Raw genomic sequence first — 25237 nt, 5'->3', positions numbered from 1 at the left:
CGTGAACCTTTCTTCAGGAAATCTGCTTTTTCTGCCTGCTCTTCTGGATCGGGATCGATGACCATTTCGGGATATTATGATTGATCTTGGAGACGACGATCGTCATATCGTCATCGATCATGCCCGAGCTCGAGCGGATCACTTCTTCCATGAGGATATCAGCCACTTCCTGAGGCTCATCGGTCTGCAGCTCTTTGATCTTCCGTTTCATCCATACATCGTAGTTCTCCACGTGCTTCGGTCCTTCGAATGCCCCGTCACTCATCATGATCAAAAGGTCCCCTGCCTTCAGTTGCTCGGAGACGACATCCACGTCGAAATCCTGCTGCAGCATCCCCATGGGAAGGTTGCTCGCTTCAATCTTCATGATTTGGTCATTCCTTTTGATGAAGCTCGGTGTCGATCCGATCTTCAGGAAACGGGATGAAGCATTCTGTAGGTCGATCATGGCAAGATCCAGTGTCGAAAAGATCTCGTCATTCGTCCGCAGGGATAGGATCGAGTTGATCGACTTGATGGCGACCTGCTCTTCGATTCCGGATTCAAGGATCTTTTTAAGGAGCCTGAGCGTCTCGTTGCTCTCATAGTGGGCCCGTTCCCCGTTCCCCATCCCATCACTGATGGCGACGGCATACTTGCCCCTTCCGAGCTCGATCATGGAGTAGCTGTCTCCTGAAACCAGACCTCCCCCTTTGGCTGCATGGGACACACCTGTGTCCACTACGAATTTCTTCGCTGATTGGAAGGTGACATGGCACTGCCCATTGGGGAATTGGGAACAGTCCTCTTTTTGTACGACGATGTTTTCGCCAAGGATATCCGACAGCATCGGAGCAATCAATTTTTCTCCTTCACCGTGCCCGCCGGAGTACGGGATCACCATATCGATATCAACGTTCCCCTGTTCAAGGTTATAAATTTCAATATGATCAATTTCAATTCCGAACTCGCCGATGCTCGCCAGGATCTGCTCTTCCTGCAGATAATGGTTCTCCCTCTCGCGTTGGATCTCCTTCGCAAAGTTGCCCATGACTTCCGAGACTCCGAGCAACTGATCGGCCACAAGCTTCCTGCTTTCCTGCACCTGCTTCTTCAGCTTCAGATTCGCCTGATAGAACGTCAGCTCCTGATAGATGGTCTCTTTCAGCTTTTTCTCCCTTGTACAGTGCTTCTCCACCTCTCTTGACAATCGGGAAGACAGCGGTACCCTGCCCTGGTCGTATTCAGTCATGACCTCTTTCATCATATTGTAGGTTTTATCGAAATTCCTCGCCCAGCACTGGTCCTTCTTGAAGCAGGTCTGACACGTCTTCTCCGTGACGTTGCTGAGGAAATAGTCAAACTCTTTATCCTCGACTTCTTCCATTTTCATCTTCTCCTCCACCTGCTGGAAGCTGTTCGAAAGTGCCTGGAAGACAGAAGAGAACTGCGTGACGCGGCTTGCCGTCACGTCCCGCACCTTGCGCATATAGCCTTGCTGCTCCTGATGGTACTCGGCCGTGCCCGGGATATGCTTGGCGATCCGCTTGACCAGGCTCTGGGGCGTGAGGAATAAAAGCACGATCGCCACCCCTGACTCATAAAGGGTGGTCGTCAGTACCATACTGTTATCACCGTACATCCCCATAAGGAGGGTGGCAATGAGCAACCCGATGGCAGCTCCGAACTTCTTCCCTTCCTTCATCAAGCCCCCGAGAAGGCCCGCAAAAGCAAGAAGGCTCATTTGTTGAAAGCTCGCCACACTGGCAAGACTGAACACAAGCCCTGTGACGACGCCAACCGTCGAGCCGACCGTCGCTCCTGCGACAAAGGAGAACAGGAGGACAAGATACCTTGAGAGGATATGCTCAACAGACAGCCCCTGAAAGGCCCAACCGATGGTTCCGGTCATGATGGAAGCAAGAAGGATGATCAGGCTGACGACTTCCTCCGTCTTCAGGGACCTCCTTCTCCTTTGGACGGTGACGAACGGAACGCTTTGGATGAAGATATAGGTAAGGAGGAAAGCAAGGAACGCCTCGATGAGTGCCATCACTCCATTATAAAGGGTGAGAACCTGCCCCTGCTGGACGTAATCAAAGCCGAGCTTGACGAAAGCAACGGAAAAGAGGACGTAAAAGGATACGATCTTCATATCATTCTGGTGGAATTTTTGCGTCAGCCGGAACGCAAGGAGGAATATAATTGCCGTTGCGAACGTATAACTGATACTGGAGAAGGATAAGGTGACAGCTCCGGCCAGCAGACCCATGAGCGCAATGGGCGATTTTTCCCTTCGGACAAGATAGACAGCTGCAAAGAACGGCAGGGCAAAGGGTGTAAGATGAGAGAGAATCAATGCCCTTCCCAGTAAAAAGCCAATCACAAACAGAGCCAGTCCCTTTTCAATGAAGAGCCACTCCAGCTTCGAATAAATCGATTTGATCCCCTTGGACATCTCGACCCTCGTTTGTTCGATGTCTACGTTCTGAACAGGTTCGATGATTGTTTGATCAGCTTTCCCCATGTAACAAACACTCCCCATAACTTTTTTTACTAGTATAAATGGGACATGCTCAGAACTTTGTCAGAATGAGGGAATGTATACCCAAAAAGTTTCGACGTGTTTCCGGACGAAGTGGTAAAATATTCAGAAAATAAATCGGTGATTCTTCCCTTTTCGCCTCCGAACCCAACTCCTATCAGGCTTAACGGTGTTTTGACAAATTATTTATGAAATAGTATTGACTTTGCATTTCTTTGTGGGTATTATAGTTTTTGTGCCTTGAAGGCCATAATATGGCGGTGTAGCTCAGCTGGCTAGAGCGTACGGTTCATACCCGTGAGGTCGGGGGTTCGATCCCCTCCGCCGCTACCATATCTTTTAGGCCCGTTGGTCAAGCGGTTAAGACACCGCCCTTTCACGGCGGTAACACGGGTTCGAATCCCGTACGGGTCATCATACAGAAGGACCACTTCACATGAAGTGGTCCTTTTTTGTATGATTGCGGGTGGAGAACAATAAAAAAACAGATACATTCATTGAATGCATCTGCATTAGGACCTGCTATATGGATTAATAGACAGCAAGTTACCCTCTTTTTGCTCCCCTTCCACCACGGCGAGACTCTGTATTTTTTTTCAAGGAAGATAAGCGGTCTTCACTGTCTTTCAAGAAGCGCGCCATCTTTTGTTCGAAGTTTTCCTTCGTACGGGTGTCAGCCGGTTTGTTATTGCGTGGGCGTTGAGGACGTTGCGGGCGCTGTGGGCGTTGTGGTTGGTCTTTAGCTTTACGGATGGACAAGCCGATCTTTCCATCTTTCTCAACGTTGATAACCTTAACTGTGACTTCGTCTCCAACTTTAAGGTGCTCGTTGATGTCTTTGACATAATTGTCGGCTACTTCACTGATGTGAACCAGCCCCGTCGTACCTTCTGCTAATTCCACGAACGCTCCGAAATTTGTAATTCCTGTTACCTTACCCTGTAACTTGCTGCCTACTTCAATTGACATAAAAGAAATGCTCCTCCTTAGAATGTTAGATAAACCTACTCTATATTATAGCCAATTAAAAAAAAGAGTGTCAATAAGACACCTCTCCTTTAGTTTTCTTTATCCTTACCTGATTCTGGAATATTAAAGATAATCTCTCCATTATCCGATAGGAAATAATCACGCCTGGCCAGTTTGGCGATATAATCATCATCATTCAATTTAACGATTTCTTCCTCTAATGCCGTTTGTTTTTCTTTCAATGCCTCGAGGTTTTTCTCGAGCTGCACCTTTTCTGCTTTCTTGTCTTCAAGCACCTGAGCCCTGGAAATGAGCGTCGAGACCATAAATCCTGTGATGGCGATTGCTAGGACAAAGAACACGGAAAGACGGCGGACTAAACGTTTTTTTCTTTTAGAGGATGCTTTATGCTTGTTTTCCTGCTGGCGGACATATTCATTCTCCATCGGAGTGACGTTTCTTCCCATTTCCAAACCTCCCTTTCCCCGATGCGGTCATTTTTTATTTTTTTTAATGGTCCATTTCCGGATCCATGTATATACTTTTTTGCCATTAGACTTCATAATTCCTGCCATTTTATTATATAACTTATCGACTCTTTTTGTAAGATGGTTCGGCAATAGTTTCCATATTGTTCGAAAAATCCACCAGATCGGAGCCAATGCGACCTTCAGTATTCCATATACGATCCGCCATGCTGTCCTGATGACAAATCGGATGATGGCATATACCGTTTTCAGTAGCCAGAGGATAACTGCAAGAAGCATGAACATGATCCATTTCACCGGTGAATAGATGAGCTTTTGACCCATCTTCACCAAGAAGCGGTAAAAGGAAATCGTGAAGCGGATGAGCCTCTCCAGCAGGTTCGTATACAAGGTCTTGAAAAGCGCCTGATACGCCGCGAATCCACAGAGCAGGGCCACGAATATGTACACCCTGATCTCGCCGAAGTTTACGACAAATAAAATGTAAAACATGGCGAGGGCCTGCAGGACCCAGAACAGGACATCATTGATGAAGACGAACCAGCGCTTCCGCTGGCTCCTGTTGAGAAATCGATGGTACGTGTCCAAGGACGCCCCGAATAATGCCCCCATGCCGATCATGGAGAGCATCGTATAGAATTGGGTGGTGAGTGTCATCGAAACAGCTTGCTAAAGAAACCTTTAGCTTTCTCCCCGCTTTGTTCATCAAGATAGACGAGGTCGAACACCTTCCCTTTGATCGAGACGATTCCCTTATCCACATCAAGATTCTTCATCTGGAGGTTTTGCCCACGGACGGATAAAAAGCCCATGACCGTCTCCAGAAGGAACTCTTCATTATCAAAGCTCTCCACCTGCTTGACTCCCGTGATATCGAGGAGTTTGCGTCCCCTCATCATGACATCATGTTCCTGAAAGACTGCCTTTTCTTTATTGCCATCATGATATTGATTCATCTTCATCCCTCACATCCCATAGTACAAGCTTTGTACCATGTTATGGTGTGGATGATGGAATTAGAACCAAAACAGGGGTCACTCTTCCTCCTGGTTGACCCTTTCCTCTGAAAGGACCGTATACAGGCCGCTTGCTTCTTCCTTTTTCGTCGTCTCTAAAAGCCTTTCAATCTTTACCCTCATGACCTTTTGCCCAAACCTCACACTGAGCTCATCCCCGACTTTTACATTGGAGCTTGCTTTGGCCTGGGTTCCATTGATGGAGATCCTTCCCTGGTCGGCCACTTCCTTGGCAAGGGTCCTCCGTTTGATCAGACGTGATACCTTCAAAAACTTATCCAGCCTCATGGTGGTTGCCATTCTCATTCTCTCCTTTGACGGCTTAACAGCCATTAATGTGATTGATTCTTCGCTTCATCCCAAAATGCATCCAGCTCTTCAAGGGAATGCTCTTCGAATGATTTCCCTGATTCTTTTACCCGTTCTTCCACGTGGGAGAATCGGTGATAGAACTTTGAATTGGTCATGGACAAGGCCTCTTCAGGGTGAATGCGGTAAAATCTTGACACATTCACGAGGGCGAACAGGACGTCACCGAACTCCTGCTTCCGGTCCTGTTCACTTCCATTCTCGGCTTCCTGTTCGAATTCCTTCAGTTCTTCCCATACTTTTTCCCAGGCACCCTTGACGTTGTCCCAATCAAAGCCGACACCTGCCGCCTTTTTCTGATATTCGTAGGCCTTCATTAGGGCAGGTGCCCCTTTGGCGACACCTTTTAGAAGCGGCGGCTGGCTCTCTACGCCTTTTTCCTGCTTCTTGATTTCTGCCCAGTTCGCTTTGACTTCTTCCGAATTCCCGACCTCGACATCACCGAAAACGTGAGGATGCCTCCGCACCATTTTGGATGACAGTCCTTCCATTACTTCCTCCATATTGAACATTCCTTCATCTTCCCCGATCTGGGCATGGAGGAGGACCTGGAGCAGGACGTCACCCAATTCTTCAACCATATGATCGATGTCATCCTCATCAATCGCTTCCAAGAGCTCGTATGTTTCTTCGATCAAGTATTTCTTCAGGGACTGATGGGTCTGCTCACGGTCCCACGGACATCCGTCCGGTCCCCTCAAAGTCGAAATGATTTCCCTCAGGGCGCTGTACTGCTTGTATCGCTGAGATCGATCTTTTACCGCAGGTACATACAGGCTGGTGAGATTGCTTAGCTGTGCAGCACGATCGAGCTCCACAAGGGGAAGTCGCTCCACCTTCTCTTCTGAGCTTCCGGCCGCCGTTACAAGCATGACTTCGTAATCATATGGATAAAGCTCCATGAGCGTCAGTTTGACTTCCGAGGCGATGAAGCCGTCGTACACCTGCCCGATGATGAGCTGCTGCGTCATCTGGATATCGTGGACGCTGAGGCTCGTCCCGTCAAGCAGCTGGAAGCCATCGATGGGATCGGCACCCACGGAAGCAAACAGGGCATCGAGGAAGCTTTGCCCCCCTCCGATCACGACCTCTGCTTCGCCATTCTCCCGGAGGTCCAGGAGAAGCTGTACGGTCTTCTCTGCCACGAGGGGATGTCCCGGAACCGCATAGAGGACAGGATACTCCATGGAAGCGTCCACAAGCTCCTGTACAATCTCTTCGTATACCGCTTCAAAGCGCTCGTGCTTTTCGTATACGGCATCGAAGGATGTATAGGTCATCCCTTCCGATTCCAATTCCTTCACGACAGGATGTTCCTTTGTACGGAGGAAAAGATGCTGTTCTTTTTTCAACTGTTTATATACACCCATGGGGATCTGATCAAGATCCCCTGCACCGAGTCCGATGACTGTGATGGTATGGCTCATTTGCATTCACTACTTTCTATACCGGGGCTGAAGGCCTTTCTTCACCCGGTTCATTTTGCTGCCGAATGGCAAAAAGCTGATTTCTTCTTCCGATAGATGCTCCCCTCTTAAGAACAAGAGGAGAAACACCACCGCCCCCACTGCCACCCCGGCTAGGGCGAAGAACGCCGAGGTCATCCGCTCATGTGCCCCGTTTGTCAGGAGCCACCTGTAGCCAAGCAACAAGCCCTGCAGGACAAGGGTCATTCCTGCACCGCTGATAAACAGGCTCTTATAAAATGACGGGGTGATCAAATTGATCCCGAATAATCGCTTCATCTTCACTACGAGGCCGATCGTAATCAGTCCCAAAGTAAGTACCGTGGACAGGGATGCACCCATGACCCCGAACACCGGTATAAGGAGCATATTCAGGATGAACTTGATCGGGATGCCTCCAATGATGATGGCTGCGGGGTAATAAATCCTCCCGATCCCCTGCAGGATGCCAGAAAACGTCAGGATCAGACAGCTAAAGAAAATCGACAGGGAAAACACCGCCAGCACGCTGGATCCATCTGCATTCTCAAACAGCATCGTATTCGTGGGCACCATGATGTTCACGAGCCCGAGTGTTGCTGCAAAACCGATGAGGATGCTTATCTTCAACGCAAGCTGGCTGTAGTCCCTTACCAGCTCCTTCTTCCCTTTCAGGTAGGCCGTCGTGACCAGGGGAACGATCGTCAGTGAGATGGAAGTGGCCGCAACGGTCCCAAGCTGTATGAAGGGCTGTCCCCGGTCGTATACACCTTTAAGGGTCTTTGCGGCTCCCTCTTCTACCCCGTGTGCAGTCAACAAGGCATATACATTCAGGGAATCGACAAACTGAAGAAGGACGAGGAGCATGGCACTCACACAGATGGCCGTTCCATCCTTCATGAGGGCTGTCCAGACTCCCTTGAACCCTTTCGGGAAAAAGGATGCGCCCCCCAGCAATCCTTCTTTTTTAGCTGCGGTGAATAAAACCAGGACGATCACAGCTGCTAGTCCTCCCGTGATCGAGCCGAATAGAGCCCCCTGTCCGGCAGCGTAGAGAGAATTCCCCTTGGCAAGGAGGACCGTGGATGAAACAAGGATTGTCACGACACGGACGCTTTGCTCTGCCACCTGGCTCACCGCCGTAGGCACCATCTGCTCCTTCCCCTGATGGTACCCTCTAAGGACTGATAGAGGGGCAAGCAGCAAGAAGGATAAGGAAATGACACGGATCAATGGGGCGAGCTGCGGATCCCCCATCCAGGTCGAAATGATATCGGCCCCTGCATAGACGGCGACAAACCAGATCACTCCCACGAGAAGGAGGAAGATGAAGGATGTGGCCGCCACCTTCTTTGCCCCTTCCTGATCACCCCGGTCGACCTTCTCTGCCACCATTTTTGAGATGATCACAGGGAATCCATAAGTGGAGAGGGCGAGGGCGATCCCGTAAAAAGGATACACCTGCTGATAAATATAAAATCCAATATCTCCTACGATATTCTGAAAAGGGATCCGATAGACGGCACTCAATAACTTTGTCAAAAGTGCCGCCATGGTGAGGATCATCGCACCCTTTAGAAACCCTTTGGAGGAGTATGTATGACCCAATGAAATCTCTGCCTTTCCAAGGCTTCCTTCTATGAAGGGACCCAGCGTATTCCCATAAATCGAAGCATGGGATTCTTAAAAATAGTTTACCACAAATGAAAGTGGCGGGATGAGTTCCAATATCCACAAAAAAAGAAAGAGCGGCTAAGAGCCGCTCCCATGAAAATATTATTGCTCCATCTGTCTTGCCAAGAAGCCAGCTGCCGTTTCAACCGCTTTTTGTTCCACTTCACCAACTGTGCGATCTTTAGAGAAGATCGCCACTGCGCCGATAGGGTCGCCATTGGCAACGATCGGAGCGATGGTGTAGGAAGCAAGATCCTCACCATGGCCGTCAACAAGCTCGGCTTGTCCCTGCTGGGTGTGAAGGAGAGATGCGCGGTCCTCCATCACCTTCTCGATGAGTTCACCGACATTCTTATTGAGGTATTCCTTCTTGGATGCCCCTGAGATGGCGATGACGGCATCACGGTCGCAGATCAATACTGCACTTCCGAGACTGTCATACAATGCTTCACCATACTCTTTCGCAAAGTCTCCAAGCTCCGAGATCGGGGAGTATTTCTTCAGGATGACTTCGCCGTCGCGATCGACGAAGATCTCCAGGGGATCCCCTTCACGGATCCTCAGGGTCCTTCGGATTTCTTTTGGGATGACTACACGACCTAAATCATCAATACGACGAACAATACCAGTTGCCTTCATCTATAGCTGCCTCACTTTCATCAGATGATTTTATAGGGTAAAGCAATCGAAGCCGCTCTACCGTAATTGAGTTTAGTATCTTACAACTTAGAAGTTCTATACACAATCAGTTATTATTTCTGTCATTTCTCTTAAATGCTAATAGAGGTATCTTTTTCCATCAATGGCAGCTGCATTAATACTAATACCCTTATCATAGTAAAATCAAACTACGAGCGCATTTACATTTGAGTTACATTATCATAACGATTGGTAAGGAAAACCGGTACTGTATATGTTTTCTATGACAAATATTAAGATTGATCAGGCTTCATGAACTTCCGTTTTCAAAGCCTGGTCCAAATTCTTCACAATGTCATATGCCATATTGAACCACTTGTCTGCTTTCAGCCTTGTGGTGTTGATGGAGATCTTGAGTTTGGACCCTTCCATGCCGAGTCCGACGACCCTGCCATGCTTCGAACAGATGTCGAATACCTTCGATCCGTCGATAGCTGCCGTCCCTTCCGGTGACATGAAGATGTTCACGCCCTTCTTATCCTGCTTGACGCTGTCGAGCCTTGTATTCCTCGCATAGATCTTCATTTCCGATATCAGGAACAGATAGCCCACTTCTTCAGGGTATTCACCGAACCGGTCAAGGATCTCTTCTTCGAGCTCTTCGACTTCCTTGAGGGAAGAAAGGGCACGGAACCGTTTATACATCTCGATCTTCTGGTGTCCGTCCTTGATATAGGTATCAGGAATGTAGGCATCAAGATCAAGATCGACTTCAAGGGATGCTTCCGGCTGCTTCGGCCGATCGCCTTTACGCTCCTCGATTGCTTCTTTGAGCATCTGGGAATATAGATCGAAACCGACGGAATCAATGAATCCATGCTGCTGGGCACCGAGCAGATTCCCGGCTCCCCGGATGGTCAGATCGCGCATGGCGATTTTGAATCCAGACCCGAGTTCCGTGAATTCTTTGATGGCCTGAAGCCTCTTTTCCGCCACCTCCGTCAGGACTTTATCCTTGCGATAAGTGAAGTACGAATACGCCACGCGGTTGGACCTTCCGACACGTCCCCTCAATTGATAGAGCTGGGAGAGGCCCATTCGATCTGCATCGAAGACGATGAGGGTATTGACGTTCGGAATATCTACCCCTGTCTCGATGATGGTCGTCGTGACGAGCACATCGTATTCCCCTGCCAGGAAGCTGAGGATCACGGCTTCCAGTTCATTCTCTGACATTTGGCCGTGGGCGTACGCCACCCTGGCATCCGGCACCAGCATGGAGATTTCATCTGCCTTCCGCTCGATATCCTCGACGCGGTTATATAGGAAGTAGACCTGACCGTTCCGTGCCATCTCACGCTCGATCGCCTCTTTGATGAGGGCACCGTTATACTCCATCACATAGGTCTGCACAGGGAAACGGTTTTCAGGCGGCGTTTCGATGACCGACAGATCCCTCACCCCGAGCATGGACATATGAAGGGTACGTGGAATCGGTGTCGCCGTGAGCGTCAGCACATCGATATTGGTCTTCAGCTGTTTGATCTTTTCTTTATGCGTGACCCCGAAGCGTTGTTCTTCATCGATGATGAGAAGGCCAAGGTCACGGTATTGAATATCTTTCGATAACAGCCTGTGGGTACCGACGACGATATCGACCGTTCCGTCCTTCAGGCCTTTCGTTGTCTCCTGCTGCTGCTTCCTCGTCCTGAAGCGGCTCAAGAGGCTGATCTCCACCGGGAAGTCCTGGAATCGTTCCTTGATGGTTTCATAATGCTGTTGAGCCAGGATCGTCGTCGGCACAAGGAGGGCGACCTGTTTTCCGTCGGCAATGGCCTTGAAGGCCGCGCGGATAGCAACTTCGGTCTTCCCGTATCCGACATCCCCGCACAGAAGGCGGTCCATGGGACGCTCCCGTTCCATATCCAGCTTGATTTCATGGATGGACCTGAGCTGATCTTCGGTCTCTTCATATGGGAAGGCAATCTCGAATTCCCTCTGCATATCCCCGTCAGGTGAGAAGGCATATCCCTTAGCCGCTTCCCTTTCCGCATATAGCTTGATGAGGTCATCGGCAATATCCTGTACGGAGGACGCAACCTTCGATTTAACCTTCTTCCATTCGTTCCCGCCGAGTTTATACAGCTTCGGATCTTTATTTTCCGACGCGACATATTTTTGGACCAAGTCGATTTGATCGACCGGTACATAGAGCTTATCGCTGCCCTGGTATTTCAGATGGAGATAGTCCTTGTGAACACCGTTGATCTCAAGCGTTTCGATCCCGAGGTATTTCCCGATCCCGTGATTCACATGGACGACGAGATCTCCAACCTTCAGCTCGGAATAGCTCTTGATCCGCTCGGCATTGGACATCTTCTGCCTTCTCGGCTTTTTCTGCGTACGTTTATTGAAGAGCTCTTCTTCCGTGATGACGGCGAGCTTCTGAAGAGGAAGCTCGAAGCCGTTCGTCAAACTTCCATTGATCATCTGGATCTTGCCGTCAAGAAGGGGAGCCCCGTCTTTCACGAATGCGATTTCGATCTGATAATCATCCAGCACGCGCTGAAGCTTTTTCACACGCTCTTCATCCGGTCCCAGTAGAACGACGGTATACTTTCCTTTTTTCCACCGGTCGAGCTCCGCTTTCAGCACATTCATCTGCCCGTGGAAGTTCTGCATGGGCTTGGTGGATACGTTGAAGATATTCTGAGGGCTCGTATTCGGTATATGACGAAGGAACAAGGAGAAATACACCTTTGAACGTTTGGCATTCGATATCAGGGATGCAAAAGGATGCGACACGACCATGTCGTGGATGATCTGCCCCTCGGACAACAACGAGGTATACCATTCGGCCTCCTCTTTCTCAAGGGACTCGCTCATCTCCTGCACACGGCTGTACTCATCGAAGAAGAGGACACCGTCTTCAGGCAGATAATCTAATAGACTAGCAGGCGTTTCATAGGCGAGTGACAGATACTTGAAGATCTGTTCAGGCACCTGACCATTCTCAAGCTGCTCGATTTCATGACCGATATATTCCGTCATCTTTTCTTTGACGCCTGCGGATTTAACCTTTTTCAAGCTCTTTGACAGACCTTGATTGATCTCTCCAATGAGCCGCTCGATGTTCTGATAGGTGAGGAGAACCTCTGTCGCCGGCCCGATATCGACCGTTTTCAGTTTGTCGATGGACCGTTGATCCTCCACGGAGAACGTACGGATGGAATCGATCTCCGTATCAAACAGCTCAATCCGAACCGGATGCTGTGATGTCAACGGGAAAATATCGACGATCCCTCCCCTGAGGCTGAATTCACCTGGTGTGCTTACCATTCCTGCGCGCTGATAGCCCATCTGGACAAGCTGATTCAAGACCTCGTCCAAATCGATGTCTTCACCGACGTTGAAACGGATTTGATTTTTGGTCCACAGGTCCATCGGCGGCAGGATCTTTCTCAATCCCGACACCGGAACGATGTACACCCCATTCTGCCGCTGGGAAAGCTTGTTCAGCACTTCGATCCTCTGCGCCCTGAGTTCCGGGCTCGCCACGCTCAGCTCAGCTGCGATCAGTTCATTGGCTGAATAAAGATAGACTTCATCCTCACTGAGGAACTGCACAAGATCCTCATAGATCTTCTGTGCCTGGAACAGATTATGTGTGACAACGATCGTCGACCGCTTCGTCTGCAGATAAACATCTGCTATATAGGCGCTTCTGGAAGAACCCGAAAGTCCTGCCACAAGCTGCTCTGAAAGACGTTCCTCGATCCCTGTGATCAGGGACTGGACTTCTTCGCTCTGATGGACATATGTTAGAATTCCTTTCAAGAGTACGCTCCTCCCCGTGTTTCAATCTATATATATGATCGTTCTTTCATATTTAAACAGAAAAATGCTTTGGTTCTTCACCAAAGCGTCTTACTGGATGATATGGTCCAACCCATGATAGTCAGGATACCGCTCAAGGCTTTCCTGACAGTCTTCACAAATGGTTTTAATCTCGATATCACCGTCATTCCGGTAATGGATCATGTGCAGCCTCTCCTCATCCGACAGCCGATCAAGACCGAGGGTTTCAGAGTTGCATGCATGGGTAAGGGTCCCGACCTTTGTACCGCAGTGCCGGCACTGATAATGAATAGCCAAATTTCCTTCCCTCCAAACCTTTCGTTACCCATTAGTATGAACGGCTTTGGAAGGAAGTATTCATTCATCAGTTGAAGTGATTCATCACTTCGATGAACGGTTTTTCAAACCACGTTTTACACGCTTCCACGCTTGAAGCGATGACTTTGTCGAGCTCCGCCTGATCTTCCTTGGAGAACTTCCCAAGAACGTAATCAGGGACGCTCATTCCGTTTGTCGGTCGGTCGATCCCGATCCGGATACGGTTGAAATTCTGGGAACCGAGATGGGCAATCGTGGATTTGATTCCATTATGACCACCCGCGCTCCCTTTTTGGCGGAGTCGGATCTTACCGACAGGCAGATCCAGATCATCATAGATGACGAGGAGGTCTTCGTTGGCAATGTCGAAGTAATCCATCAGCGGAACGATGCTTTCACCGGATAGATTCATGAACGTAAGCGGCTTGAGAAGGACGATCTTTTCTCCATTATGCCGGTGTATCCCATATACTCCCTTGAACTTCGACTGATCGAGGGGGGTACCCAGATTGTCGGCAAGGGCATCTATAATGTCGAACCCGATATTATGACGCGTTTGATCAAAGCGCGCACCCGGGTTTCCTAATCCTACTATCAATTTCATTTCTTACACCTCGTTTTGACCTTATATCAATAGAATAACGCAAAAAGCGTAACCTGCAAAAGGTTACGCTGTAAAACGTTAAATTATTCTTCTTCAGATCCGCTTTCAGAAGAGGATTCCGACTCCCCGCCTTGGCTTTCAGGAGAATCTTCTTCCTGCTTCTCACCGGAATCAATGTCTTCCTCTTGACGCGGTGCGAGTACGGAAGCGATGGTTGTTTCGTCTTCATCGTTGATGGTGAAGTTAAATTGATCACGGATATCTCCGATCGTGACGGTATCCCCGATTTGCAGTCCGGCGATATCGACTTCGATGCTGTCTGGGATATCAGACGGTTTGGCTGATACGGATACTTCATACAGTGGCTGCTGAAGTACGCCGCCTTCTTTCACGCCCGCCGACTCACCCGATAGATCGATGCGTACATCGGCGTCGATTTCCTGTGACATGTTGACTGCCAGGAAGTCCACGTGGGTGACGGCATCCTTGAGATGATCCTGCTGATAATCGTTCAGGATGACGTTCTGCTTGCTGCCATCCACATTAAGGGAAATGATCCCGTTGCGTCCAACTTCGCGAATCGTCTTGATGAATGTAATGGCATCGATCTCGATGGCCGTATTATCCGTTTTATACCCGTACACTACTGCAGGGATGCTACCTTTATGTCGTAGTTCCGTTAGTGAAGAACGTTTGAAGTCTTTACGTTTCGTTGCTTTCAATTCTGTTGCCATAAGTTATCCAACACCTTCCCAAATTCGTTTGAATGAAAATTTCTATATCTATTTCATTCCCCATTCAGTATCGATTTAAACATGAATGCGGCCTGACCATCCTGGCGTGGTGGGAGGGATGCCGGCATATCAAGGGTTGTGCGCGTTCGAGCTTTTTCTGGGAAAAACGAAAAAAAAGACCCTCCAGTCACCTGGAGGATCCTTTCATAAAATTAATCGAACAGCGTGCTGACAGATTGCTGCTCATAGACGCGGATGATCGCTTCACTGATGAGCGGTGCAACGGAAAGCTGTTTGATTTTACCGATCTTTTTCTCGTCTCCGAGAGGAATGGAGTTCGTGACAACAAGTTCTTTGATCATGGAGTTATCAATGCGCTCGATGGCCGGACCTGAAAGGACAGGATGCGTACAGCATGCATAGACTTCCTTCGCTCCATTTTCCACAAGGGCATTGGCTGCCAGGGTGATGGTTCCAGCCGTATCGATGATGTCATCGATGAGGATGGCCACTTTCCCATCGATATTCCCGACGATATTCATGACTTCCGCTACGTTCGGACGCGGACGGCGTTTGTCGATGATGGCGATTGGTGCTTTAAGGCGTTCTGCAAGCTTACGGGCACGTGTCACTCCACCGTGGTCAGGGGATACGATCACGAGGTCATCGCGGTTGAAGTCTCTCTTCTCGAAATAATCCGCAAGAATCGGAACACCCATGAGGTGATCGATGAGGATATCGAAGAATCCTTGAATCTGCGGAGCATGAAGATCAAGCGTGATGACGCGGTCTGCTCCCGCCGTCTCCAGAAGGTTCGCCACAAGCTTCGCCGTGATAGGCTCACGGGCACGCGCTTTACGGTCTTGACGGGCATAACCGTAGTAAGGCATGACGATGCTGATTGTTTTAGCAGACGCACGTTTGAGGGCATCCACCATGATCAGAAGTTCCATCAGATTTTCGTTCACCGGCTCGCATGTCGATTGGATGACAAATACGTCACAGCCACGGATGCTTTCTTCGATATTGATCTGGATTTCTCCATCGCTGAATCGTTTAACAGAAGATTTACCGAGTTCCACGCCTACTTCATCTGCGATTTCCTTCGCTAAATGGTAGTTGGAATTAAGAGAGAATATTTTAAGCTTCGAATTGATATAAGAGTTTGGCATGGTGGACCTCCAATTATTTCTTATGATTTAGATTTTGAGCATAATTTTCTTTATTTACCTGGCGCGCTCTTGCGATAGAGAGTGCCTCACCCGGTACGTCTTCCGTGATGGTCGATCCGGCAGCCACATAGGCACCCTGGCCGATCGTCACCGGTGCCACGAGGTTCGAGTTGCATCCTACGAATACACCATCCTCGATTTTGGTGAGGAATTTATTTTTTCCGTCATAGTTCACCGTGATGGAGCCACAGCCGAGATTCACGTCACTGCCTACCTCGGCATCGCCGATGTAGCTGAGATGCGACGCTTTGCTTCCTTTGCCGAATGAAGCCTTTTTAACCTCGACAAAATTCCCGATCTTCACTTCATCACCGATGTTCGAAGCCGGTCGGATATGAGCAAATGGGCCGATCTGGACATCCGCTCCTATGAAACTATCGTGTGCGACGGATTGTCTCAATACAGTGCGGTCGCCAATTGTGCAATCCTTCACTTCCGAGTTCGGTCCGACCACTGCATCCTCACCGATGACCGTGTTCCCCTTGAGCACCGTCCCGGGCAGGATGACCGTATCTCTCCCTATCGTAATATCTGAATCAATGTACGTATTTTGTGGATCTTTGATGGTTACACCATTTCTCATATGAAATTCGTTGATGCGCCCCTGCATGGTGATCTCGGCCTGTGCCAAGGCCACGCGATCATTCACACCAAGCGTTTCAGCGAAATCGCCTGTCTGATATGCGCTGACAGTCTCCCCTTCTGACTTAAGGATCTCAATGACATCCGGGAGGTAATATTCCCCTTGGACATTATCATTGGATACCTTCGTCAAAGCGTCGAAAAGAGCTTTATTGTCAAAGCAGTACGTTCCCGTATTGATCTCCTTCACGCGTCGCTCTTCGTCTGTCGCATCTTTGTGCTCAACGATCCGCTCGACCAGTCCCTGATCATTACGGATGATACGTCCATATCCATCCGGCGATTCCGTATGCCCCGTAAGGATGGTCGCCTTCGCGCCGAGTCGTTCATGATGCTCGACCAACGCTTCCATCGTCTCTCCCTTGATGAGGGGAGTATCTCCGCATACGACTAAAGTAGTGCCTTCCAGATTCCCTAACACATCTTCCGACTGCCTTACCGCATGAGCCGTTCCCAGCTGCTCCGACTGAAGGGCAAAATCGCTCTTCCCTTCAAGATGGGATTTGACGAGCTCTGCACCATGACCGACAACCGTGACCGTCTTTTCCACATTCAATGTGGAAATTTGATCGACCACATGCTCAACCATGGGCTTCCCGCACACCTGATGAAGCACTTTATATAACTTAGACTTCATCCTGGTACCCTGACCGGCAGCTAAAATAACGGCGTATCTATTTGTCATCTCGGATCCTCCAATAACCTTTTTATCCATAACGAATATATCCTAAAAACTCTACCATTTCAAGGATTCCTCTAAAAGTACATATATTTGTTAAAGGAGAGGATGCTTGCATGGAAGAGGAAAAATGTCACCCTGAAAATTGAAAGCGATTCATCCGATGGCTGCCCGTCCTGATGAAGAATCACCCATATTTTGAAAAAAGTTCACAAAAACAGGTTTACCCCCCTTAACAGAGGGTATTAGGTAAGCGAAACAAAAACCCCGCACATAAAAAAAGAGCCTTACGTAGTAGTAGGCTCTAGATGCATTCAATTCTTAAGAAGCCCCCGCTTCTTCCAGTTCTACTTCTTCTAACTCACCTAGACGATGATACTCTTCTAAAACAGCATCTTGGATCTTACCTCGGGTACCTGAATTAATCGGGTGGGCGATATCTCGGAATTCCCCATCAGGAGTGCGCTTACTTGGCATTGCCACAAATAAGCCATTGTTCCCATCGATCACACGGATGTCGTGTACGACAAATTCATTATCCAACGTGATAGATGCAATCGCTCTCATTCGGCCATCGGTGTTAACACGGCGTAATCTTACGTCTGTCACTTCCATTCTGTTCACCACCTTTTCCCTAGATGAAATCTACTGTATGTATTCAACATTTTTTTGAATATTCCTTCTTAAAGATCATATTTTTTTCAAAATTTTATTTTATTATCCGTATTTTTCTATTTCAAAGGAACTAGTCTTCTTTTGAAATGGTACCGTTTGCATATTCGCCCCTACAAAAAAACACCCGTGAAGCGTTACTTCACGAGTGCGATGACTTCGATTTCTACCAGTGCGTCCTTCGGCAGCTTCGCTACCTCTACGCAGGACCGAGCCGGTTTATGAGAGCTGAAATACTCCCCGTACACTTCATTGATTGCCCCGAAGTCATCCATGTTCTTGATGAACACGGTCGCCTTCACGACGGATTCAAGACTTGCACCGGCTTCTTTCAGCACGGCTTGAAGATTGCGGAACACTTGATGTGTCTGCGCCTGCACATCTCCTTCTACCATCATCCCTTCCGGAGTCAATGGAATCTGTCCTGAACTGTAGAACAGATTATTCACCACGATCCCCTGAGAGTATGGTCCGATGGCTGCAGGTGCCTGATTCGTTGAAACTGTACGCATTGGTATTCCTCCTCATGTCTTTATGGTAAAAACGTTACCCCTGACTGAAAGTAATTCCCCTCCGTCAACGAGATCTGTTTATCCCGCTCATTGACTTCTGACAGCTTCAGGATGGAAACATAGTCATCCACCAGCCGTTCATCCAACGTATCCGATTCGACAAGGACCCCGATCCCCGACAGGGTGGCAGAGAATTCCTCGAGCAGATTCTTCATCCCGTTCACTGTACCACCAGCCTTCATGAAGTCATCGACGACCAATACCTTCGATCCTTCTTTCAGGCTCCGCTTGGACAGGACCATGGATTGGATCCGCTTTGAAGACCCCGACACGTAATTGATGCTCACAGTGGATCCTTCCGTTACGCGGCTATCGCGACGGACGATCACAACGGGCACGTTCAGGAATGATGCAATGGCGTTGGCAATGGGTATCCCCTTGGTCGCCACCGTCATGATGACATCGATTTCCTTTTCAGCGAATGCAGAAGCGAGCATTTTCCCGACCTTCTTCATCAGCTGAGGATTTCCCAGAAGATCCGTCATGAACAGATATCCTCCAGGCAGAAGACGATCGGAACTTTCCATATGTTCGCAAAGCTCACTGATGATCGCCTTTGCTTCCTCCGTATTCACCTTGGGGATATATTTCACTCCGCCCGCTGCCCCTGGAACCGTCTGGACCGTGCCTACCCCGCGCCCTTCGAATGTCTCCTTGATGATGGTCAGGTCTTCACTGATGGAAGACTTGGCTGAACCGTACCGCTCAGAGAAAAAAGTCAAAGGGACAAGTTGATGAGGACGATCCAACATGTAATGGGTCATGTCGATTAATCGCTCACTTCGTTTAAACTTCACTAAAGAAACCTCCCGAATCCGAATAATATAATGTAAATATATCATTATTATACGGATTTAGGCAAGAACCTCTTATTCACCAAGCATCCTGACCGCGAACACCTGATCACAGAAGCCGCGCAGGCCGTTGTAGATCCGGTGGACCCTCGATTCATATTGCACCAATCCATATACCGTCGGACCGCTTCCGCTCATCAATACCGAATCGGCACCGAAGCGCTCCATTTGATCTTTAATATGCGCCACTTCAGGATACATATTTAATGTGACAGATTCCAAAACATTGCTGAGATGATCACAAATCCCATGATAGCTCTCATTTTCCAGCGCATTGATCATCGCTTGTGTATCCGGATGCTTCAGATTTTTCACATCCAGATTCTTATAGACGTCTGCCGTCGATACACCGATCGTAGGCTTGGCCAGGATGACCCAACAGTTCGGCGGGGATGGAAGATGGCGGATCTTCTCCCCTCTCCCCGATGCCAGGGCCGTCCCCCCGTACACACAGAACGAAACGTCAGAGCCGATTTCAGCCCCAAGATCCGCAAGCTCGTCCATGCTCAATCCAAGACCCCACAGCTCGTTCAGACCTTTCAGCGTGGCGGCCGCATCACTGCTGCCACCTGCCAGTCCTGCTGCAACAGGGATCACCTTATCGATGGTGATGGCCACACCCTTTTTGATATTGAACTTCTTCTTTAACAACTGGGCTGCCTGATAAGCAAGATTCCGTCCGTCATCCGGAACAAACCGATTATGCGAAAGAATTGTAATTTTATCTTCTGGTAGATCCACCAGTTCAATTCGATCCGCAAGATCGATCGTCGTCATGACCATTTCGACTTCATGGTAACCGTCCGGCCGCTTATGTAACACATCCAAAGACAGGTTGATCTTTGCAGGCGCCTTTACTGATAACCTCATATCATCACCTTCTTACCAATCTCTTTGCTCTATATTGTATCATACACTAATTATAACGAGTGTTTTACATCAAAGCAGTAAGTAATTTTATCACGATGGGCAGTTGAAAGGAAAGGAGCCCTCCATTGAACAGGAAGGCTCCTTCGGTAAATGATAAAAGTCGGCAGACTACGACTGATTCCTGGAGGTCAGCTGCTGGCTTGCGAGTTCCACAGCCCGCTTCACCATATTGCCTGCGTCCCGTGAGGAAATGCCGCCCCAGCCTTCGCGTTCCACGACATCATAAAAACCTAGATCTTTGGCGAGTTCTGCCTTCAATTGATCAGACATGACACCTTTTCGTTTAGCCATAGTCATCCTCCTTCAAGATCCACCTGGGCTTAGTATGTGCCTGCACCTGGCCGGATACGAAGGGAGTTTGCACCAATTGAACTTTTTGGACAAATAAAAAAGCAGTAAACGGATTGTCTACTGCTGGCTAAAGATGATATTTCCTGCTGCTTCATCATAAAATGTTAGTTGAACTGTCTCAGTGAGAACATCTGCATAGCTGTAAGAAACTCTTTCAAACGCATTCTCTTCTTGATCGAGCTGAACCACGAACACTGAAGGATACGTTTCGGCAAGAACGCCTGAACGCTCAATCGTTTTGCGACGTCCACCGTTTGCTTTGAGCATTAATCGCTTCCCGAGATTGGAATCAAGGGACCTTTTAATGTCGGCTAATGTTTTTGGCATTTCGCTTCCACCTCACTAAAGATAAGTATAACACATTATGTAATTTCAGTCAAATAAATTTATTATTTTAACAAGAACCATGAATACCTGTCAACATATTTTATTCAACAAAAAGTACGTTTTTTCTACACCCCTACCTTTCCCCAGAAGTTGAAAAATTATGTAGGAATCGTCCAAAGCCCTTATATGACCCCGGTTCCAGGCTATCTCACAATGTACAAGCACACAAAAAGACCTTACAATCCCCTTGTAAGATCTCGATGTATCTTCATTCGTCGTCTGTGATCTTGAATGGCATTCCCGTCCGGAGCACCCCTTTGGTCTCGATTCCCCCAAGGCCCTTTTCACCCGTGAGCGTATTGCGGATCACATCCCACACGTTGACAGAGTCCTTGAAACCCGTAAAGCAGATCTTCGCCACAATGTAGACGGGATCGAGGGCATGGATATTCACCCTCGAAGGCGAGCTTGCGAAATTGGCCCCGGCATGGATCAGCGACTCAAAATGAGACTGGCATGCCCCTGCAAAGATGACAAGTTGATCAAGATGGGGAGATTTCCTCCTGGCTTCCTTGACGGCCTCCACAAAATACTTAGAGTGCCTGTAGGCATTGATTTCCCCTTTACCACCTTTCGATTTGGTATACGCGTCGTGTCCGGTGAGGACGATAATGTTCGGTCTGTATTTATCAATCAGAGGACCGATTCGATTCGGCATCTCGGTTTCACTGCAGTGTATCCCTTTGACGGGCACGCCGATCTTTTCGTACAGATCGAGGCATTTCCTTAAATAACTGGGGTCCCCATCAAGATGAAGGACTTTGCCAGGGACCTGGAAGTAGTTATAGTCTTCCCTGTAGGCATTGGTCACTCTGTATTCCTGCTTATGTTTGAGGAGTTCGATATCCTGTTTGAACAAGTCAAAGGATTGCTCCTCGAGGTTGCGGAATTCCCTGGTGATCCGATCACGTTCCCTCGGATCCATCTTCTTCAGGTCGTGAAAAGGAGCATCCGCTATCAATCGATAATCTTCCCCATACAGCATCGCCGTTTTCTGGCCGTTCACCATACGGATATCGATCACGCGGAATAATATATCACATTGATACGATAGCCGGCCGACGACATCATTGATTTCGATATTCATATCCGTCACTCCCAATAGACGATCAAGACTCAGGTCTGAGGTATCCATCCTGCAGATTCCTTTACTTACCCTATGCAGCCCACCATTGATCTGTGTCAGCGGTCCAAGAAAACAAAAAGAGACCGGCCAAGCCGGTCTCTTCCATCGTTATTCTTTAAAATCAGGTAGTAAGGCATCACTGAGGATGCCGAATTCTTCAATTGAAAGGGTCTCCCCGCGACGAGTCGGATCGACGCCCGCTTTCGACAGGGCCGCCAGGATAAGCTCTTTCTTTTCTTTCCCTTGGGGAAGCTGACTTGTCAGGTTGTTCAGGATCGTCTTCCTGCGCTGGGCAAAGGAAGCACGTGAAACTGTGAAAAGGAAGTCTTCATCCTGTACCTGGACGGGAGGGACGCTCCGTTTCGTCAGCCTGATGACGGCTGAATCGACGTTCGGCTGCGGCATGAAGACAGACTTTGGTACGGTCATGACCATCTCTGCCTCCGTATAGTACTGAATGGCGATGGAGAGGGAGCCATAGGCCTTTGTCCCGGGACGGGCCGATATACGGTCCCCTACTTCCTTCTGGAGCATCACGCAGATCCCGCGGATCGGCAGGCGCTCCATCAACAGCTTCAGGATGATCGGCGTCGTGACGTAATACGGGAGGTTCGCAACGACCATAATATCCTCATATCCAGCGAGTTCCGTCTCGATGATCGATGCCACATCCGCTTCCAGCACATCCTGGTTCACGATCGTCACATTGTCATAAGGCGAAAGGGTGTCCTCAAGGATTGGAATCAGGCGCTGGTCGATTTCAAACGCAACCACTTTCCCAGAAGTCCGGGCAAGGTGCTCCGTCAAAGCCCCGATCCCGGGTCCGATCTCGATGGCCGCCGTCTCTTTGGATAGACCGGCATGGTCGGTGATATTACGGAGGATATTCGGATCGATCAAAAAGTTCTGTCCGAGGCTCTTTTTGAATGAGAATCCGTGCTTCTCCAAGATTTCCTTTGTTCGTATAGGTGTCGCTATATCTTTATGCATGCTCTTCCTCCTGAATGATCTCCATTAGTGCCTTCTTGAATTCTTCCTTTTGAATATTGAACATCCGCAGACGCTTGTGCAATTGTTTCCCATTAGTGTAACCGATTCTAAGCTTCTCACCAAGGGCAATCCGGCGATCCTTTGATTTCGGACTGCCGACCAGACCTGCATCAATGAGGTCCTCCTGAGTGATCAGCTCTTCCTGATCTTCTTGAATGACCTGGGCCTCTTTCAAGGCCTCCCTGATCGCTTCGGGACTGGCATGCTCCACGCCGATACCCCTTCCCGCCTTGGGAAGGGCATCCTTCTTATGGATGAAGGCATGCTTGCAGCCAGGTACAGCATCACTGACAATCTTCCGGATCCGCTCCCCAGGGAAATCGGGATCCGTGAAGATGATGACCCCGCGCTTTTCATGTGCGTGCTTTATTTTTTCAATGGTTACGGGAGAAACGGCAGAACCATTCGTTTCGATTGTATCTGCATCCACGGAGCGACGGATCGCGACCGTGTCATCCTTTCCTTCCACCACGATGATTTCTTTAATTTTCATATTTCCTCCAAAGTCGTTGAAACTTTTTTCGGGTCTCACCCGTCTTATAGATAGAATACCTAACGATCATTATACCTTCTTCTGATAAAAATGAAAAAAAAGCAGGAGAATTCCCCTGCCTTAATCCAAGATCTTCACTTTCACGGTTTTCCGGCCCCAGCGATAAGCGTCGGCATGATCGGAATAGAACACATCGATTTTATTGCCTTTGATGGCTCCGCCTGTATCAGCGGCAACCGCATATCCATATCCCTCTACGTATACCTTCGTACCGAGGGGAATGACGGATGGATCCACGGCGATGACTTTTGCATTCGGATTGGCTTTTAGATTCAAACCTGAAGCCGTATGCCCCGAGCACCCATTACAAGAAGCTGTATAAGCCGTAGAGCTCACATAGAATTCCTTGCCGCCACTCGACTCTTCCTTGGCGCTGGTGCTGACGGGCTTGGCTGCAGCAGTCGATTTCCCGCGGGAAACCTGGGCTACAAGCTTTTTCGTGCCGACACTGACAATCTTATCCTGACTTTCTTTGACGGTTTTTTCACTGATCAGCTTTCTGGAGACTTCTTTCCCATTCTCCTTCACGATCTCGAATTTCTTTTCCTTCTTACCTTTTTTCCCTTCTTGAACAACCTTCTCCTGGCCGTTTTCAAGATCGGCATCTTTTTTGGAAACAACCGTAAAATCTGTTGCCTCTTCCACTACATCGGTGACTTTTTCAACTCGAACAACATTTACGACATCTTTTTCCCCAATGACTGTGTCTAATTCTGGTTCAACTCGGTCTGTTTTCTTGAGTGTGATTCCCTGTTGCTTTAAAAAGTCAGCGACCGTAGTCGAAGTAGACCATACCTTCTTCTTTTTCCCGCCGTCTACAAGGGACAGGGCAAATGCGGTATCAATCTTTACCTTCGTGTTCCCGTCAATCTTCTCTGATACGTCCGGTTGAATCTTGTCGTGCTCCCCTAATTCAATGTCCTGTTCAGAGAGTAAATCCTTTACCGTGTCAGCTGTCGTCCAGACCTTCTTGTTCTGATCTCCAACTGTCACTTCTACCTGTTTAGCCGGTTCCCATACTATTTTCATATTGTTGGATACCTTTGTATCTCCCGAGGGATACAAATAGTCTTCAGAGCGATTTGAAACATCTAATTCTTCTAATATATCTTGAATTGTATTTGCATGCGTTCTTATCTCTTTTTGCTCGCCGTCCAGGGTCAATGCGACCGCCTTCTTCGAACCTTCATAAAAAAGAATTCCGAAGATCGCTGCACTGGTAACGATCGTTGCAACCGTCACGATCCATTTCCCTCGACTCAAAGACTTGGAAAACAGGCTTTTCATGTTTTTCTCATTCATGAAAAACGCCTCCTTTTCTCGGAGTGATTATATAGAGTAATCCAAAGACTGTCAACCTGTACTTCTTTTTTCTTAATCTAGCAAAATGTTGAAATTCAGGGAACACAAAACATATTATGCAAAAAGAAAGAAAAAAAGAAAAGGGGGAGTTGTCGACAAGGTTATCCTATGTAAGGACTTTCCTTTGTAGAACTTTTTGTTATTGTAGCCCTACCGGACAAGCTCTCCCCCAAATCGACAACAGCTGTT

At 48.4% G+C, this 25237-nt stretch carries 25 protein-coding genes and 2 tRNA genes; 2 read left to right on the top strand and 25 right to left on the bottom strand.

Annotated elements, in window-relative coordinates; genetic code table 11:
- Positions 1–13: 13 nt before the first annotated feature.
- Positions 14–2506 (bottom strand): stage II sporulation protein E, encoded by a 2493-nt coding sequence (spoIIE, locus tag D5E69_RS00410; protein WP_048014345.1) that lies wholly within the window; start codon positions 2504–2506, stop codon positions 14–16.
- Between the two features lie 274 nt (positions 2507–2780).
- Here spoIIE and D5E69_RS00405 point away from each other — a divergent pair.
- Both D5E69_RS00405 and D5E69_RS00400 read left to right on the top strand, forming a co-directional pair.
- Positions 2781–2857 (top strand) — tRNA-Met (locus D5E69_RS00405).
- A 9-nt stretch (positions 2858–2866) separates the two neighbouring features.
- Positions 2867–2938 (top strand) — tRNA-Glu (locus D5E69_RS00400).
- A 132-nt stretch (positions 2939–3070) separates the two neighbouring features.
- On the opposite strand, the gene D5E69_RS00395 is transcribed toward D5E69_RS00400, so the two are convergent.
- The 24 genes from D5E69_RS00395 to D5E69_RS00280 all read right to left on the bottom strand — a co-directional run bounded on the left by D5E69_RS00395 (position 3071) and on the right by D5E69_RS00280 (position 24988).
- Positions 3071–3493, bottom strand: a complete 423-nt coding sequence (locus tag D5E69_RS00395) for a S1 domain-containing RNA-binding protein (protein ID WP_048007731.1) — start codon at positions 3491–3493, stop codon at positions 3071–3073.
- Positions 3494–3582: 89 nt separating this feature from the next.
- Positions 3583–3960 carry an FtsB family cell division protein gene (locus D5E69_RS00390; protein WP_048007730.1) on the bottom strand — a complete coding sequence of 126 codons (378 nt, stop codon included), beginning with the start codon at positions 3958–3960 and terminating at the stop codon, positions 3583–3585.
- Positions 3961–3987: 27 nt separating this feature from the next.
- Positions 3988–4638: a spore cortex biosynthesis protein YabQ gene (gene yabQ, locus D5E69_RS00385; protein WP_048007729.1), complete on the bottom strand. Its 651-nt coding sequence runs from the start codon at positions 4636–4638 to the stop codon at positions 3988–3990.
- A complete protein-coding gene (gene yabP, locus D5E69_RS00380) occupies positions 4635–4937 on the bottom strand; it encodes a sporulation protein YabP (protein WP_048007754.1) in 303 nt (100 codons plus the stop codon). Before yabP ends, yabQ begins: the two co-directional genes overlap by 4 nt.
- Before the next feature lie 78 nt (positions 4938–5015).
- Complete coding sequence (locus tag D5E69_RS00375; RefSeq protein WP_048014352.1) at positions 5016–5285, bottom strand: RNA-binding S4 domain-containing protein; 270 nt, start codon at positions 5283–5285, stop codon at positions 5016–5018.
- A 44-nt stretch (positions 5286–5329) separates the two neighbouring features.
- The gene (gene yabN / locus D5E69_RS00370) at positions 5330–6793 is read right to left on the bottom strand and encodes a bifunctional methyltransferase/pyrophosphohydrolase YabN (RefSeq protein WP_063190663.1); all 1464 of its coding nucleotides are present in this window, start codon (positions 6791–6793) and stop codon (positions 5330–5332) included.
- 9 nt (positions 6794–6802) lie between these two features.
- On the bottom strand, positions 6803–8419 hold the full coding sequence (locus tag D5E69_RS00365) for a putative polysaccharide biosynthesis protein (protein ID WP_249931539.1): 1617 nt from the start codon (positions 8417–8419) through the stop codon (positions 6803–6805).
- Between the two features lie 168 nt (positions 8420–8587).
- On the bottom strand, positions 8588–9124 hold the full coding sequence (gene spoVT / locus D5E69_RS00360; protein ID WP_048007728.1) for a stage V sporulation protein T: 537 nt from the start codon (positions 9122–9124) through the stop codon (positions 8588–8590).
- 303 nt (positions 9125–9427) lie between these two features.
- Positions 9428–12961, bottom strand: a complete 3534-nt coding sequence (gene mfd, locus D5E69_RS00355) for a transcription-repair coupling factor (RefSeq protein ID WP_048016355.1) — start codon at positions 12959–12961, stop codon at positions 9428–9430.
- A gap of 90 nt (positions 12962–13051) precedes the next feature.
- Positions 13052–13279, bottom strand: a complete 228-nt coding sequence (fin, locus tag D5E69_RS00350; RefSeq protein ID WP_048007726.1) for an anti-sigma-F factor Fin — start codon at positions 13277–13279, stop codon at positions 13052–13054.
- Between the two features lie 67 nt (positions 13280–13346).
- Entirely contained in the window at positions 13347–13904 is a 558-nt protein-coding gene (pth, locus tag D5E69_RS00345) for an aminoacyl-tRNA hydrolase (protein ID WP_048016356.1), read from the bottom strand.
- A gap of 83 nt (positions 13905–13987) precedes the next feature.
- A complete protein-coding gene (locus D5E69_RS00340; protein WP_159129080.1) occupies positions 13988–14638 on the bottom strand; it encodes a 50S ribosomal protein L25/general stress protein Ctc in 651 nt (216 codons plus the stop codon).
- Positions 14639–14850: 212 nt separating this feature from the next.
- Positions 14851–15810 (bottom strand): ribose-phosphate diphosphokinase, encoded by a 960-nt coding sequence (locus D5E69_RS00335; protein ID WP_048007723.1) that lies wholly within the window; start codon positions 15808–15810, stop codon positions 14851–14853.
- A 13-nt stretch (positions 15811–15823) separates the two neighbouring features.
- Positions 15824–17197 carry a bifunctional UDP-N-acetylglucosamine diphosphorylase/glucosamine-1-phosphate N-acetyltransferase GlmU gene (gene glmU / locus D5E69_RS00330; protein WP_048014340.1) on the bottom strand — a complete coding sequence of 458 codons (1374 nt, stop codon included), beginning with the start codon at positions 17195–17197 and terminating at the stop codon, positions 15824–15826.
- A 315-nt stretch (positions 17198–17512) separates the two neighbouring features.
- Positions 17513–17806 carry a septation regulator SpoVG gene (gene spoVG / locus D5E69_RS00325; protein WP_048007721.1) on the bottom strand — a complete coding sequence of 98 codons (294 nt, stop codon included), beginning with the start codon at positions 17804–17806 and terminating at the stop codon, positions 17513–17515.
- A 194-nt stretch (positions 17807–18000) separates the two neighbouring features.
- A complete protein-coding gene (locus tag D5E69_RS00320) occupies positions 18001–18375 on the bottom strand; it encodes a RidA family protein (protein ID WP_048007720.1) in 375 nt (124 codons plus the stop codon).
- Positions 18376–18395: 20 nt separating this feature from the next.
- Complete coding sequence (gene purR / locus D5E69_RS00315; protein ID WP_048007719.1) at positions 18396–19232, bottom strand: pur operon repressor; 837 nt, start codon at positions 19230–19232, stop codon at positions 18396–18398.
- 72 nt (positions 19233–19304) lie between these two features.
- Positions 19305–20159, bottom strand: coding sequence for a 4-(cytidine 5'-diphospho)-2-C-methyl-D-erythritol kinase (gene ispE / locus D5E69_RS00310; protein WP_048016357.1), 855 nt, complete (start codon positions 20157–20159; stop codon positions 19305–19307).
- 168 nt (positions 20160–20327) lie between these two features.
- The gene (locus D5E69_RS00305; RefSeq protein ID WP_048007717.1) at positions 20328–20510 is read right to left on the bottom strand and encodes a small, acid-soluble spore protein, alpha/beta type; all 183 of its coding nucleotides are present in this window, start codon (positions 20508–20510) and stop codon (positions 20328–20330) included.
- Positions 20511–20627: 117 nt separating this feature from the next.
- On the bottom strand, positions 20628–20897 hold the full coding sequence (gene veg, locus D5E69_RS00300) for a biofilm formation stimulator Veg (protein WP_048007716.1): 270 nt from the start codon (positions 20895–20897) through the stop codon (positions 20628–20630).
- Between the two features lie 268 nt (positions 20898–21165).
- Positions 21166–22044 (bottom strand): sporulation peptidase YabG, encoded by an 879-nt coding sequence (gene yabG / locus D5E69_RS00295; protein WP_048007750.1) that lies wholly within the window; start codon positions 22042–22044, stop codon positions 21166–21168.
- Between the two features lie 147 nt (positions 22045–22191).
- Positions 22192–23073 carry a 16S rRNA (adenine(1518)-N(6)/adenine(1519)-N(6))-dimethyltransferase RsmA gene (rsmA, locus tag D5E69_RS00290; protein WP_048007715.1) on the bottom strand — a complete coding sequence of 294 codons (882 nt, stop codon included), beginning with the start codon at positions 23071–23073 and terminating at the stop codon, positions 22192–22194.
- Positions 23066–23626 (bottom strand): ribonuclease M5, encoded by a 561-nt coding sequence (gene rnmV / locus D5E69_RS00285; RefSeq protein ID WP_048007714.1) that lies wholly within the window; start codon positions 23624–23626, stop codon positions 23066–23068. Before rnmV ends, rsmA begins: the two co-directional genes overlap by 8 nt.
- Positions 23627–23746: 120 nt before the next feature.
- Complete coding sequence (locus D5E69_RS00280; protein WP_187427121.1) at positions 23747–24988, bottom strand: G5 and 3D domain-containing protein; 1242 nt, start codon at positions 24986–24988, stop codon at positions 23747–23749.
- Positions 24989–25237: the final 249 nt, after the last annotated feature.

The organism is Rossellomorea marisflavi, from assembly GCF_009806575.1.
Taxonomy (GTDB): Bacteria; Bacillota; Bacilli; order Bacillales; family Bacillaceae_B; genus Rossellomorea; species Rossellomorea marisflavi_A.
The sequence above is the reverse complement of the archived record's forward strand: the minus strand, read 5'-3'. Positions and strand labels throughout refer to the sequence as shown.